The organism is Microbacterium meiriae (assembly GCF_032364335.1).
Classification (GTDB): domain Bacteria; phylum Actinomycetota; class Actinomycetes; order Actinomycetales; family Microbacteriaceae; genus Microbacterium; species Microbacterium meiriae.
Window position 1 is genome coordinate 1276226 of sequence record NZ_CP133984.1, and the last position, 14160, is coordinate 1290385.

Genomic DNA, 14160 nt, shown 5'->3' on the forward strand with positions numbered 1-14160 from the left:
GCATCCTGGAGGAGCGTTGAAGGAGCACACCATGAACCAGGACAACCCGCAGGACCGCCCGGCACCGGCGTCGGACGACGCCATGTCGGCCGGACACACCCCCCAGACCCCTCAGACCCCCGAGGCCGCGCCGAGCGCGCCGTCTCCGGCCGCCGACGGCACCCTCACGGGCACCTCGGCCGCTTCCGCCCCGGTCGCCCCGCAGGGCCACCACATGCCGCCGACGTTCGCGTCGCACGCCGCCGGTGCCCCGACTGTGGCACCCGTGCCGCACGGGCTGGCCGCGCCCGGTCCCGCCGCGGCGGGCGTCCCCGGCGCCGCATTCGGCGTCCCGGCGCACGACACCCGGCCGCTCGACGGCACGGTGCCGCCGGCCGAGGGCACCCCGACCGCGACGAAGGAGAAGTCGCGCGGCGGCACCCGCGTCGCGGCGTTCATCGTCGCAGCCGCCCTCGTCGGCGGCGTCGCCGGCTTCGGCGGCGGCGCGCTGCTCACCGGGCTGCAGGACTCCCCGTCCTCCGGCACGGCGCAGGGACCGCAGACCGTCACGGTCAACAACCCCGGCTCGGTCAACGAGACCACCGCGGTCGCGACCGAGGCGCTTCCCTCCGTCGTCACCATCGAGGTGGCCGGGTCGCAGGAGGCCGGCAGCGGCTCGGGCGTCATCATCAGCAAGGACGGCTACGTCCTCACCAACACCCACGTCGTGACCCTCGGCGGCGCGGCGGCTGATCCGACGATCCGCGTCACGACCTCCGACGGCCGCATCTACGAGGCGACCGTGGTCGGCACCGACCCGATCTACGACCTCGCGGTGATCAAGCTCACGGACGCCGAGGGCCTGACTCCGATCGAGTTCGCCGACTCGTCGAAGCTCAACGTCGGCGATACCGCCGTGGCGCTCGGCGCCCCGCTGGGCCTGGCCAACTCGGTCACCACCGGCATCGTGAGCGCGCTGAACCGCAGCATCCAGATCGCCTCCTCCGCGCTGCCCGACTCCTCTTCCGAGGACGCCCCGCAGGAGCAGGCACCGGAGGACGGCCAGGGCGAGGGGCCCTTCCAGTTCGATCTGCCCGGCAACAGCGGGCAGCAGGCCACCGAGTCGATCTCGATCGCCGTGATCCAGACCGACGCGGCGATCAACCACGGCAACTCCGGAGGTGCCCTCGTCAACAGCAAGGGCGAGCTGATCGGCATCAACGTCGCGATCGCGAGCTCGGGCAACTCGGAGGAGTCGGGTTCGATCGGCATCGGCTTCGCCATCCCGTCCAACATCGCCCAGCGCGTCGCCGATGAGATCATCGCCGATGGCGCGGCCACGCACGGCCTCCTGGGCGCCTCGGTCCGGGATGCCTCCGGCGTCGAGGGCGCGACGGTGGCCGGCGCCTACATCGCCGAGGTCACCGACGGGGGCGCCGCCGAGGCCGCCGGTCTCCAGGCCGGTGACGTCGTGACGCGTTTCAACGGCGTCCCGATCACGAGCGCGACCGATCTCACGGCGCAGGTGCGCGCAGCGGCCGCCGACAGCAAGGCCGACGTGACCTACGTCCGCGACGGCAAGGAGAGCGACATCGAGGTGACGCTCGGCACGCTCGCCGGCTGATCCCCACGTCAGAGAAGGACGCCACCTGCGCGATAGGCTCGCCGGGTGGCGTCCTTCTCTTTCGGCACCGGCAACGCGGCCAAGCTGCTCCGGATCCCGCTGTACGCCCTCGGCCGTCTCGGCACCCTTCTCGTGCCGCGCGGTCCGCGCTGGGTCTTCGGGTGCGGCGCCGGCGTCGGGGACGGCGCCCTCGCCCTGCAGCGGTACGCAGCGGAGGCGGGCCATGACACCCTGTGGCTGGCCGGGTCCCCGCGCGAAGCGGCGGACGCCGCGGCCCTCGGTCTGCGGAGTGTGCCACGGGGCGGTCTGCGCGGCTGGTGGGCGACCGCGCGCGCCGGGGTGCTGATCGTGACCCACGGCCTCGGCGACGTGAACCGCTACGGCAACGGCGGCGCGTTCGTGGTGCAACTCTGGCACGGCATCCCGCTCAAACGCATCGGCCTCGACTCTCCCGCCACGACCCAGGTGCCGGCCGTGCCCGGTGCGCCGGTCCTGCGTCGGCTCGTCGGTTGGATGTACCGGGGTGCCGCGCAGCGCATCCGGGTCCTCCCTGCCGCCTCGCACCGCGCCAGAGCACGCCTCGAGTCCGCGTTCGGGCTGGGCGATGATCGCGTGGTGGTGACCGGGGAGCCGCGCGTCGACGTGCTCTCGAGCGGTTCGCCCGAGGAACGCCGCGCCCATGCACGGGGGCTGCTCGCCGAGGCCGTGGGCGGGATCGGCGACACCGACCGGATCGTCCTCTACGCGCCGACCTGGCGCGACGGCGCTCCCGACCCGTCCGTCCCGACGGCCGAGGAATGGGTGCGGATCATCCGGGTGCTCGAAGACCACGACGCCGTCCTCCTCGTGCGCTCCCACCCCCTCGGCGACGGCAGCTACGCGCCGCCGGTGCCGACGACGCGGGTGCGGGCGCTGCCCAGCACGGTCGTCAGCGATGTGACGCCGGTGCTGCCCGCCGTCGACATCCTCATCACGGACTACTCGTCGCTCGCGTACGACGTGGGGCTCCTCGCCCTGCCGGTCGTCTTCCTCGCACCGGATGTCGCCGAGTACGCCCGCACCCGCGGCTTCTACGGCCGCTTCGAGGAGGTCGCCGCGTCCGGCGTCGCCACGGGGTGGGAAGACGCCCTCGTCCGGCTGGCGTCGCTGCTCGGCGATGCGGCCGCGTTCGACGAGGCCGCCGAGCGTTCCGCTACGCTCAGCGCGGAGATGCACGCGTTCCGTGACGGTCAGAACACTCGTCGGGTATACCGGGCGATCCGTGCGCGGGGGGTCCCCGCGCCGAAGGGAGCAGCATGACGACGGCCCGCATCGATGACACGGCACAGGCGCTGGTCATCGCAGGGACCGGGCAGCGTCCGGAGAGCGCCGAGCTCACCGGACCGCGGGCGCGGGTGAAGGCCCGCCTCACCGGTGGGGGGAAGACCTGGAAGGCGACGTTCGCGCTCCGCGCGTCGCGATGGGGCGGTCCGGAGCTGCCTCTGCCGTCCGGGGAGTACGACCTGCGGATCGACGGCGTCGATCTGGCCGAGCTGCGTCTCGCGCCGGTGCTCCTCCCGGGGGTGCGGATCGCCGTCGACGGTGCCGTCGTCCACATCGCGGCGCCCGTGGACCCCGTGTACGACACCGCCGAGGGGCGTTCCACGCTCGAGGAGCGCTACGTGGCGCAGGCAGGCGGCACCGAGAACGCCGTGTTCTTCGAGAGCTTCTACGGCCGGAGCGTCGGCTGCAACCCGCGCGCCATCGATCGGGAGCTCGCACGGCGCGCGCCGGGAGTGCGCCGGTATTGGAGCGTCGCCGACCTGTCGGTCGAGGTGCCGGACGGAGCGATCGCCGTGATCGAGGGCAGCCCGGAATGGTGGCACGCCCGCGGGGCCGCGCGCCTGCTCGTCGTGAACGACTGGCTGCGACGGCGCTTCGCGCGGAAGCCCGGGCAGAAGGTGCTGCAGACCTGGCACGGCACGCCCCTCAAGCGCCTGGCGCTGCACCGCCCCGGGTTCGATCCCCGGCGGATGGCGGCGGTGGTCAAGGAGTCCCGGCGGTGGGACGTGCTGCTCGCGCAGAACACGTACGCCGCGCGGATCCTGCGCAAGGCTTATGCGTTCTTCGGGCGGCCGATCTGGGTCGACGGCTATCCGCGCAACGATGCGCTGCGTACCGGGGACCCGGTCGCCGTCCGCGCGGCGCTCGGCATCGGGGCCGACGAGCGCGTCCTCCTCTACGCGCCGACCTGGCGCGACGACCGGGCGGAGATGGTCGACTTCGTCGATCCCGAACTCCTCGCGCGGCAGACGAACGCCGTCGTGCTGGTGCGCGGCCACTCGCGCACGCTGGGCGAGGGCAGGGATCGCGCCGGCGCCCGGGTGATCGATGTGACGGGCTACCCCGAGACGTCGCAGCTCCTGCTCGCCGCCGACGCCCTCGTCACGGACTACTCCTCCGTCATGTTCGACTTCTCGGTGACCGGCAAGCCGATGTACTTCCTCGTGCCCGACCTCGACCACTACCGCGGTCAGCTCCGCGGCTTCTACTTCGATCTGGCGGAGCGGGCGCCGGGGCCCTTGCTCGGTACGCAGGACGAACTCGTGGCCGCGCTGGAGGACGCCGGGCACCGGGAGCGGTACGCCGAGCGCTATGCCGCCTGGCAACGGCAGTTCAACACCCTCGACGACGGTCGGGCCGCGCAGCGGGTGGTCGACCGGATCCTCGACCTCGGATTCGTCACGCCGTAGTCGTCGGACGTCAGGGCAGGGGGGTGTTCCGCGTGCCGAGCCGGGACGCGTCCACCGTGTCGCCGGCTCCGCGCAGCACGCCGCCGAGGAAGCCGAGACCCCAGGAGAGGTGCATCGTGGGCAGCACGAGGAGCGTCCACAGGCGTTGCCGCACGCCGCCCCCGCCCGGAGCGAGGGCCACGCCGACCACGAGCAGCACGTAGAGCGCGAGCGGGACGTAGACGAGGCACGAGGCGATGAGGGAGACGGTGCCGGACAGCACACCGGTGAGCTGCAAGGCTCCGAGGACCACGGCGAGCGCGACGAACAGCAGCAGAACCGGCGGCGCGAAGTAGCGAAGACCGTTACGGCGACCGAAGCGCCGCACCAGCTCCCCTCGCCAGGCGCCGGTCGCGCGGAACTGCCTGGCCAGGCGCAGCCAGCTCTCGCGGGGCCAGTAGGTCACCGACAGCTCGGGGTCGAACCACACGCGGTGCCCGGCCTGGCGGATGCGCAGGTTCAGCTCCCAGTCCTCGCCGCGGCGGATCGTCTCGTCGAACAGACCGACCTCGTCGAGGACATCCCGACGGATCACGCCGAGGTAGGCGGACTCCGCCTCTCCTTCCACGCGTCCGCCGTGATACGCCCCGCCGCCGAGGCCGACGGGGGAGTTGTACAGCCGGGCGACGGCCTTCTGGAAGGGCGTCCGGCCCTCGGCGTGCATGACGCCGCCGACGTTGGCGGCCCCCGTGCGCTGCAGGGTCTGCAGGGCCCTGGCCGCGTAGCCGGGAGCGAGCTCGGAGTGGGCATCGACCCGGATGACCGTGGGGTAGCGGCTGGCCCGGATCGCGGCGTTGAGGCCGACCGGGATGTGCGCGGCCGGGTTGTCGACGAGACGGATCCGGTCGTCGGCCGCGGCCAGTCGGCGGGCGAGGGCGGTGGTGCCGTCCGATGACGGTCCCAGCGCGAGGATGAGCTCGGCGGGGACGCCGACCTCCTGGGCGAGCACCGACGCGACGGCGTGCTCCAGGTAGGCGCGTTCGTTGAGCACCGGCATCACGAAGGACACCCCGGTGACGGGGGTGGGGGATCCGTTGGCTGGCACACGTCGATCATGTCACGCCGCTCCTGCCGCTCTCTCTCAGGCGGCGTCCGCCTGTCCGCCGCCGCGGATGCCGGGACAGGACGAACTATCCTGGAGGGATGGGTGCACTGTCTGACGCGAAGAAGGCCTACCGTCTCCTGCAGCGGGCGCTCGCTTCGCGCTCGGCGGTGCAGCGCGTCCGCCGCCGGCTGGCGGATCAGGTGCCGTACCCGGCCGAGCACTTCCAGGTCGCGGTGTACTTCGCGGACGGCGCCGTGAACATGTACCAGATGCGGCAGTGGTACCGCCCGCTGGCCGCGCTCGCCGAGCGGTGGCCCGTCGTGGTGCTGGCACGCCAGGCGACCGGCGCGGAGAAGCTCCTCGAGGAGGACGGCCCGCCCGTCGCCTTCGTGCCGAAGGTGCGCGATCTCGAGCGCTTCCTGGCCACGCAGGACATCCGCGTGGTGCTGTACGTGAACCAGAACACCCGCAACTTCCAGATGTTCCGGTACGGCCGCCGGTGGCACGTGTTCATCAACCACGGCGAGTCCGACAAGATGTACATGACCACGAATCAGTACAAGGCCTACGATTACGCCTTCGTCGCCGGTCAGGCGGCGAGGGACCGGCTGTCGCGGACGCTGTGGGACTACGACGTGGAGAGCCGGACGATCGAGATCGGACGCCCCCAGGCGGACCACTACTCCGGCTCGCTCCCGTACACACCGGACGACCGTCTCGTCGTGCTGTACGCGCCTACCTGGGAGGGAGACCGGCCCAGCGCGCACTACGGCTCCATCGCCTCGCACGGCGAGCGCCTCGTGGCGCGACTCCTCGCAACGGGGGAGCACCGTGTCATCTACCGTCCGCACCCGCGAAGCGGTGTCGTCGACGAGGCCTACGGGGCGGCGCACAGGCGCATCATCGCGGCCATCGCCGCCGCGAACGCGGCCGATCCGACCGCCCAGCACGTGTATGACGACGGTCCGGAGCTCGGATGGCAGCTGGCCGCCGCCGACGTCGCCGTCGTGGACATCTCGGCCATGGTGTACGACCGCCTCGCGGCGGGAAAGCCGCTCATGATCACGCGACCGGTCGACGAGGAGGCCGCCGTCGACACCACCGGCTACCTCTCGGACTGCGAGTGGCTGTCCGCAGAGGCGGCGGACGACATCGTCGCCGAGGTGGAGCGCGTGCGGCAGGACGAGGCGGCCGTCGCGCGGCTGCAGATGTGGGTGCGCCACTACTTCGGCGACACCACCCCCGGTGTCGCGACGCAGAAGTTCCACGCGGCCGTCGACCGTCTCATGGGGGAGTGGGAGCGGTGGCGCGACCGCGAGATCGGCGCCGTCCGCGGTGACGCGGACGATGACGACGACGAAGCCGACGACGAGGACGTATGAGCGGCGACCTCCCGCGCTCCGCCGCGCTCGCACCGCGTCTCGAGGTCGTCGACGCGGCGGGGTCGACGAACGCCGACCTCCGTGGACACGCCGACGACGCCGACGGCTGGCCGCACCTCTCGGTCCTCCTGACCCGGCACCAGACCGCCGGACGGGGGCGACTGGATCGCCGGTGGGTGGCCCCGGCGGGGTCGGCGCTCGCGGTGAGCGTCCTCCTCCGCGATCTGCCCGCCGAGCCCGCGGTGCGAGGCTGGATCCCGCTCGCCGCCGGAGCGGCCATGACCGAGGCCGTCGCCGCGCAGCTGCCCGCCGCCACCGTCGCCCTCAAGTGGCCGAACGACGTCCTCGTCGACGGCCGCAAGATCTGCGGCATCCTCGCCGAGGCGACCCCGCACGCTGTCATCGTCGGCGCGGGGGTCAACACGTCCATGACCGCGACGCAGCTTCCGGTGCCCACGGCCACCTCGTTCGCGGTGCACGGCGTGGTCGTCGACGAGGACGAGCTGCTCCGCTCCTACCTCTCGGCGCTCGACGGTCACCTGACCGCGCTCACCGCGGCGGACGACGCGATCGCGAGCGGTCTCCATGCGGCGGTCGCCGCATGGTGCGCGACGGTGGGACAGGCCGTGCGGGTCTCGCTCCCCGGCGGCTCCCTGCTCGACGGCACGGCCGTCGGCATCGACGCCGAGGGACGCCTGCGCGTCGAGGCGGAGGGCACCGTGCACGCGGTCTCGGCCGGCGACGTCGTGCACGTCCGCCCCGCGTGAGGCGGGGACACGCCGCCGCACGGACGTTGTTGTCGGCGATCCCGGGCACAATGGGGGTGTGACCCAGCCCGTGACGCTCGGCGGACGCCCGCTGATGCCGCCGCCCGGCACTCCCGCCGAGGAGTTGCTGATCGCGCGCTTCCGCGGCCACGCGCGTCGGCTCTTCTGGTCGGCGCTCGTGCTCATCGCCGTCTTCGGGGCCACCGCCTACTTCTACGGCAACCTGCCGGCCGGCTTCGAGGACTGGATGCTGCTCGCGGCTGCCGGGACCGTCGTCCTCGTCGCCGTCGTGATCCCCTTCATCGTCTGGTATTCCCGGACGACGACGATCACGACGCGTCGCGTCATCGCCGCCCAGGGCCTGGGTGCGCGCAACCGCCGCGAGATGTCGCACGCACGCGGTTACACGATAGGCGTCCGTCGCGGCCCGCTGCAGCGGATGTGGGGCTGCGGGACCATCACGCTCTCGAACGGCGTGGACGCGCCCCTGCGTCTGGTGAACGTGCCGAACGTCACCCTCGTGCACGAGACCCTCGCCGACCAGATCGAGGTCGGTCAGATCCTGGCCCACCGCGACGCCCAGGCGAGCGGCGACGACTTCGCCTGAGCTCGGCCGACGTGCCCGGTCCGTCCGGGGCGCACCTGCGTTCCCCGGGCGCTCGCGCGTGCGGAAGAATGGGCATGACGAATGGAGGCGGCACATGGCGCTGCGCGTGGGCGTGATCGGCGGAGGACAGCTGGCACGGATGATGATCGCTCCGGCGGTCGAGCTCGGTCTCGATCTGCGGGTGCTCGCCGAAGAGGAGGGTATGGCCGCGGGCCTCGCCGCCACAGCGGTGGGTGACTACCGTGACCTCGAGACCGTGCGTGCCTTCGCCGCCGACGTCGACGTCATCACGTTCGACCACGAGCATGTGCCGCAGGACGTGCTCCGCGCTCTCGTCGCCGAGGGCGTCGCCGTGCACCCCGGCCCGGATGCGCTCCAGTTCGCCCAGGACAAGCTCGTCATGCGCTCCCGGCTGGCGGAGCTCGGCGTGCCGCAGCCCGAGTGGGCTCCGGTCCGCTCCGCTGACGACCTGCAGCGCTTCCTCGACGAGCACGACGGTGCCGCGGTGGTCAAGACGCCGCGGGGCGGATACGACGGCAAGGGTGTGCGGGTGGTGCGCTCGGGCGCCGAAGCGCAGGACTGGCTCGATGCGCTGCAGGGCTCCGACGCCCTGCTCGTCGAGGAGCTCGTCCCCTTCGTCCGCGAGCTCGCCCAGCAGGTCGCACGCCGACCCGGGGGAGAGATGATCCCGTATCCGGTCGTCGAGACGGTGCAGCGCGACGGCGTCTGCGCCGAGGTGATCGCCCCGGCGCCCGCGGCGACCGAGCGTCTCGCCGAGGTCGCTGAGGACATCGGCCGTCGTATCGCGGAGGGCCTGGGCGTGACCGGGATGCTCGCGGTCGAGCTCTTCGAGACGGACGACGAGCGCATCCTCGTGAACGAGCTCGCCATGCGACCGCACAACAGCGGACATTGGAGCCAGGACGGAGCCGTCACCGGACAGTTCGAGCAGCATCTGCGTGCCGTGGCGGATCTGCCCCTGGGGAACACCCAGCCCCGCGCGGCCTGGTCGGTCATGGTGAACATCCTCGGCGGCCCGACGGACGGCACTCTCGGAGACCGTTTCGAGGCGGCGATGACCGCGCACCCCGATGCCAAGATCCACACGTACGGCAAGGCGCCGCGGCCCGGCCGCAAGGTGGGGCACGTGAACGTCGCCGGGGACGACCTCGACGACGCGGTGTACGAGGCCAGGGCTGCCGCAGCGGCCTTCGCCTGAGGATTCCCGCGGCGGCGCACGGAAAAGACGTGTGCCGCTCGGGGGTTCTCCCAGCGCGAGACCGTAGCCTGATCTGGTGACCGAGCCACTGCACTCCTCCGCCGCTCCTCTGGTCGGCGTCGTCATGGGATCCGACTCCGACTGGCGCGTCATGAGCGACGCGTCCCAAGCGCTCACCGACTTCGGGATCCCTCACGAGGTCGAGGTGGTCTCGGCCCACCGTACGCCGGACAAGCTCATGTCGTACGCGCGTGAGGCCCGGTCTCGTGGCCTGCGCGTCATCATCGCGGGCGCCGGCGGTGCCGCCCACCTGCCCGGCATGCTCGCGTCGATGACGGCGCTCCCGGTCATCGGCGTCCCCGTGCCGCTCGCGTACCTGGACGGCATGGACTCCCTGCTGTCGATCGTGCAGATGCCCGCGGGTATCCCGGTCGCGACGGTGTCGATCGGCGGCGCGCGCAACGCCGGCCTGCTCGCGGTCCGGATCCTCGCTGCGGCGGACGACGATCTGGCGGACCGCGTCGAGGCCTACGCCGCCGACCTCGAGGCGCAGGTCGAGGAGAAGAACGATCGGCTGAAGGGCTCGCTGTGACCCTTGCGCCCCCGCGCGCGACACGACGTCCGCTCATCGAGACGCGGCCGCTGCGACACCCGGACCCGGCCGATCCGGGACTCATGTCGAAGCGCGCCTGGTGGCTCGTCGGGCTCAATCTCCTCGCCCCGGGCTCCGCGCAGGTGCTCGCGGGCAATCGCCGCCTGGGCAGGTTCGGACTCGGCGTCACGCTGACGACGTGGGTCCTGGCCGTCGTCGCCCTCGCCCTCGCCCTGTTCGCGCGCCCCGTCTTCCTCTGGCTCACGATCGGCGGCGGCTTCGTGTCGGCGGTACTGCTCACCCTCGTGCAGGTGCTGCTCGTGGGTGTCGTGGTGCTCTGGATCGTCCTCACCTTCGACACGCTCCGGCTCGTCCGTCTGGTCAAGGTCCCCGCGCCGTCGCGCTTCGTCCTCCCGGTCGTCGCCCTCCTCCTGTTGGGGCTGGTCGGCGGCATGACCGGGTACGCGGCCACGGCGGTGGGCTCGGTGCGGGGCAGCGTCGGGGCCATCTTCGGGCAGAGCGGGCCGAGCCTGCCGCCCAGCGACGGCTACTACAACATCCTGCTGCTCGGCGCGGACAGTGGAGACGGTCGCGACTCGATGCGGTTCGACAGCATCTCCGTCGTCTCCGTCAATGCCGAGACCGGCGCGGTCACCATCACCGGCATCCCCCGTGAGCTCCCGCATGCGCCGTTCAGCGACGGCAGCCCGATGCAGGAGCTGTATCCCGACGGCTTCCAGGGACAGGGCTCGTCCACCTGCGGCTGGAACGGCTGGATGAACCATGTGCGCAACGCCGCGGAGGTGTGCCGGGAGGACAAGGGGACCGGGCTCTATCCGGACGCGGAGGCCACGGGCTCGGCACCGGGCATCGAGGCGACCAAGGACGCCGCGGAGGGCGTGCTCGGCATCGAGATCCCGTACTACGTGTTCGTCGACATGCACGGCTTCGCCGACCTCGTGGACGCCCTCGGCGGCGTGGACATCACCGTCACCGAGCGCCTCCCCAAGGGCGGTCCGCCCGAGGGGTGGTCCGGGACCGACGTGAACGAGTGGGCGATCGGGTGGATCGAGCCCGGGCAGCAGCACATGGATGGCGACACCGCGCAGTGGTACGCCCGCTCGAGGTACACGACCAGCGACTGGGACCGCATGAAGCGGCAGCGCGAGCTGCAGGAGGCGATCCTCGCCCAGTTCACGCCGCAGACCGTTCTCACGCGTTTCAACGAGGTGGCTGCCGCGGGCACGGCGCTCATCGACACCGATCTTCCGCAGGGCAAGCTGCCGGAGTTCTTCGATCTCATGCTCAAGGCCAAGGAGCAGCCGGTCCAGACGGTCGAACTGACGCCGGAGAACGGTGTCGACGAGTTCGACCCGAACTACGACTTCATCCACGAGCTCATGCAGCAGAAACTGCATCCGCCGACGGAGACCCCTACCCCCGCCCCGTGAGTCCGCGGGGGACGACGCAGCCCACGGGCGATGTTCCCGGGAACATCGCCCGTGGGCCGTCCGGTGCATGACCGGATTCGCCAGACGACGGTGATCGGAGGGGGAGGGATCACCGTCGTCCAGCCGGCCACCGCACAAGGCGGCGACCTGGCTCAGGCGCGCGTGCGGCGCGCGACTCAGGCGCGCTTGCGGCGCGCGGCTCCGACGGCGACGAGGCCACCACCGGCGACCAGAGCGACTGTGGCGCCGCCGACGATCCACGGCGACACCGATCCGCCGGTGAGGGCGAGCTCCGTGCCGCCCGTGAGCGGCAGCTCGGTCCCGGCGGGAGCAACGGTGCCGGGGTCGTGGTCGCAGCTGGCGGCAGCGGCGTTCCCGTGCGAGACCGTCACCGTGGCGGTGTATGCCCGAGAACCGGCGAAGTCGAGGGCGTAGGCCCCCTGCCCGTCGGAGGGCGGGCGGAACGTGACCCTCAGGCTGCCGTCGGATGCGGCGGTGTTGCCCGAGATGGCGGCGGCGCCGGCGTTCTGCCCCGAGACGGACACTCCGACGGTCTCCGAGGGCTCGAAGTACCCGGCGCCGAAGGCGACGGTCGAGACCTCACAGGTGTCGATGATCGCGTCGCCCACCTTCGCGCCCGGAGGCGAGGGGTAGGAGTCGCTCGGTGCCGCAGAGGCGACGGTCGGCGCGGCCAAGATGAGCGCGCCAGCGGTAAGGCTGATGGCAGCCAGTTTCTTCAGCATGATTTCTCCCCAGAATTTCACGCGGAATCGCCTCCGGACACACCCCTGCGTCCGACTGCGCGAGATCCTCTGCCCCCACGGCAGGTTCACGGACCCCGGTTATTCCCCAGTGAGATGACAGTACCTCATCCGTCGGCGATTGTCACGAGCCGCACTGCAGGGTGTCGCGGGTCAGCTTCGGACCCACGATCAGCGGGGTGTGCTCCACCTCGGTGAGGCGTGCTCCGGCGCCGTCGCCCTGGAACTCCACGGTGATCGTCGTGGAGGCGCCGGGGGCGAGGAGCACCTCGTGCTGCACGACGGAGCGATCGCCGATGGTCGTCGTCTGCACGCCCTCTTCCGAGCCGTCCCGGTCGATGTGCGACGGCAGGGCGCCTTCCGGACCGTAGACGGCGATCAGAGTGCGCACGCTGCCGGCCGGCACGCCGTACACGCCGTCGCCGGTGACGTACGGGGGCAGGGAGGTGGCGGCGTCGGCGGGGGCCGTGTTCGACCACGTGACGCGCACCTGGGTCGTCGGCACCCCTGCGCAGGTGCCCACCGCCGTCGCGATGGACGCGCGGGTGTAATAGTCCATCTTCCCGCCGGTGCCGTCGTTCATCAGGACGCCGACCACCGCGGCGTCCTCGTCATCCTGCGGCATGGCGCCGCCGAGCGCGCTGGCGGCGAGGAGCGACTCCTCCGCCTCATGCGCGCTCCAGATCCGGATGCGGCCTTCGCCGGCGGCGTCGGCGAGCGCGCGGACGAGCGCCTGCGGCTCGGCATGGGACAGAGCAGCCGAGAACAGTCCGCCGGCGGCCTGCGCGAAGATCGCGTCCTGAGCCGCGGGATCGGGGATCGCTGCGTAGATCTCGGAGAGGAGCAGGTCGGTCACGGTCTCCGCGGTCGCCGTGAACGGCCCGAAGGACAGGTCTCCGGTGGCCCGCATGAGGTGCGCGGCCACCACGGCGTCCACCGCGATCACCCCGTCGACCTTTCCCCCGTACCGCCCTTCCCACCGGGCGGCGATGGTCTGCCCGGCCTCCCGGAAATCGGGGATGCTGGTGATGTTCTGCAGATAGCGGCCGGGGCGGTCCTCGAAGAGCGCGACGGTGGTGTCGCTGAGCGGCAGCGCCGTGTCCAGCGGGGGGAAGTCGCGCGTCGACGCCTGCCGCTGCAGCGTGACCTTGCCGTTCTCCGCGCGCAGGAGCGCGATCGATCCGATGATGCCGCCCGACGACCGCAGCTCGGCGTTGTTCTGCATCGCGAGCACGTAGGTGCGCGGGCCCTCACCGCCGAGCATGGTCGGCAGCAGAACCGAGGCGCCGTGCAGCGCCCCGACCGCCGTCGCGGCCTGGGTGACGGCCCCGCGCATCTCCCGGACGGCGTCGGCAAGAGGGGGGAGGGTGGCGTCGGCATCGATGCGCCGCGCCCGCTCCTCCGCGGCAGCCAAGGCCGAGCTCGCGGTGCCGAGTGGCTTCTCGACGGTCGCGAAGGGGGCGAGGTCGATCGCCCCGCCCGAGAAGCCGAGGCTCGTGATGTCGACGTCGGCGGCGACGTCGAGCAGCGGACCGAGCGCGTCCGTGGAGACGTCGTCGGCGATCTCGGCGACATCGCTCACCGCGCGGAAGTTGGGCCCGATCCAGGGCAGCACCCCGAAAGCCTGCCAGACCGGGTCCCCGGTCAGCGACCGGGCCGACTCCGCGTTGCGGGAGATGCGGTCGGCGATCGGGGCTGCCCCGTCGAGATCTCCGTCGGCGATGGACTGCTTGAGCTGACTGGTCGCCTTCGCGATCTGCTGCAGGTTGTCGACCGCGCCGATGCCGCGCACCGTGACCCAGCCCAGTGCGAGGACGAGGAGCACGAGGACGAGGCCGACGGTCCACCCGACCCATCGGCGGCGGACGGGAAGGCGACCATCGCTCACCCTGGCATTCAAGCACGGCGAAGCTGCCGGGCGCGCTCCCGATGCTGTGGGAACGCTGAGTAGCGGTGCGGACA

12 protein-coding genes are annotated in these 14160 nt (G+C 72.0%); 9 read left to right on the forward strand and 3 right to left on the reverse strand.

All coding sequences use genetic code 11. From position 1 onward, the window contains the following. Positions 1 to 31: 31 nt before the first annotated feature. From RI211_RS06070 to RI211_RS06080, 3 genes are read left to right on the forward strand one after another with little or no spacing between them, the layout of a single operon-like run. Entirely contained in the window at positions 32 to 1603 is a 1572-nt protein-coding gene (locus tag RI211_RS06070) for a S1C family serine protease (RefSeq protein ID WP_315647704.1), read from the forward strand. 45 nt (positions 1604 to 1648) lie between these two features. After that, entirely contained in the window at positions 1649 to 2902 is a 1254-nt protein-coding gene (locus RI211_RS06075; protein WP_315637157.1) for a CDP-glycerol glycerophosphotransferase family protein, read from the forward strand. Next, the gene (locus tag RI211_RS06080) at positions 2899 to 4335 is read left to right on the forward strand and encodes a CDP-glycerol glycerophosphotransferase family protein (RefSeq protein ID WP_315637156.1); all 1437 of its coding nucleotides are present in this window, start codon (positions 2899 to 2901) and stop codon (positions 4333 to 4335) included. Before RI211_RS06075 ends, RI211_RS06080 begins: the two co-directional genes overlap by 4 nt. 10 nt (positions 4336 to 4345) lie before the next feature. Here the strand turns inward: RI211_RS06080 and RI211_RS06085 are convergent, their stop codons facing one another. Further along, entirely contained in the window at positions 4346 to 5371 is a 1026-nt protein-coding gene (locus RI211_RS06085; RefSeq protein ID WP_315637171.1) for a glycosyltransferase, read from the reverse strand. 146 nt (positions 5372 to 5517) lie between these two features. On the opposite strand from RI211_RS06085, the gene RI211_RS06090 reads away from it, so the two are divergent. From RI211_RS06090 to RI211_RS06115, 6 genes are all read left to right on the forward strand, one after another. Further along, a complete protein-coding gene (locus RI211_RS06090) occupies positions 5518 to 6801 on the forward strand; it encodes a CDP-glycerol glycerophosphotransferase family protein (protein ID WP_187663681.1) in 1284 nt (427 codons plus the stop codon). After that, on the forward strand, positions 6798 to 7568 hold the full coding sequence (locus RI211_RS06095; RefSeq protein ID WP_315637155.1) for a biotin--[acetyl-CoA-carboxylase] ligase: 771 nt from the start codon (positions 6798 to 6800) through the stop codon (positions 7566 to 7568). Before RI211_RS06090 ends, RI211_RS06095 begins: the two co-directional genes overlap by 4 nt. Positions 7569 to 7662: 94 nt before the next feature. Then, positions 7663 to 8175, forward strand: coding sequence for a PH domain-containing protein (locus RI211_RS06100; protein WP_259953269.1), 513 nt, complete (start codon positions 7663 to 7665; stop codon positions 8173 to 8175). Between the two features lie 94 nt (positions 8176 to 8269). Beyond that, positions 8270 to 9394, forward strand: coding sequence for a 5-(carboxyamino)imidazole ribonucleotide synthase (locus RI211_RS06105; protein WP_259953161.1), 1125 nt, complete (start codon positions 8270 to 8272; stop codon positions 9392 to 9394). Positions 9395 to 9518: 124 nt separating this feature from the next. Continuing rightward, positions 9519 to 9986 (forward strand): 5-(carboxyamino)imidazole ribonucleotide mutase, encoded by a 468-nt coding sequence (purE, locus tag RI211_RS06110; protein ID WP_268777817.1) that lies wholly within the window; start codon positions 9519 to 9521, stop codon positions 9984 to 9986. Next, entirely contained in the window at positions 9983 to 11437 is a 1455-nt protein-coding gene (locus RI211_RS06115) for an LCP family protein (RefSeq protein WP_315637154.1), read from the forward strand. The genes purE and RI211_RS06115 overlap by 4 nt, the downstream gene beginning before the upstream one ends. A 176-nt stretch (positions 11438 to 11613) precedes the next feature. On the opposite strand, the gene RI211_RS06120 is transcribed toward RI211_RS06115, so the two are convergent. Beyond that, entirely contained in the window at positions 11614 to 12180 is a 567-nt protein-coding gene (locus tag RI211_RS06120; RefSeq protein ID WP_315637153.1) for a hypothetical protein, read from the reverse strand. 142 nt (positions 12181 to 12322) lie between these two features. Next, a complete protein-coding gene (locus RI211_RS06125; RefSeq protein ID WP_315637152.1) occupies positions 12323 to 14086 on the reverse strand; it encodes a DUF4012 domain-containing protein in 1764 nt (587 codons plus the stop codon). Between the last annotated feature and the right edge of the window lie 74 nt (positions 14087 to 14160).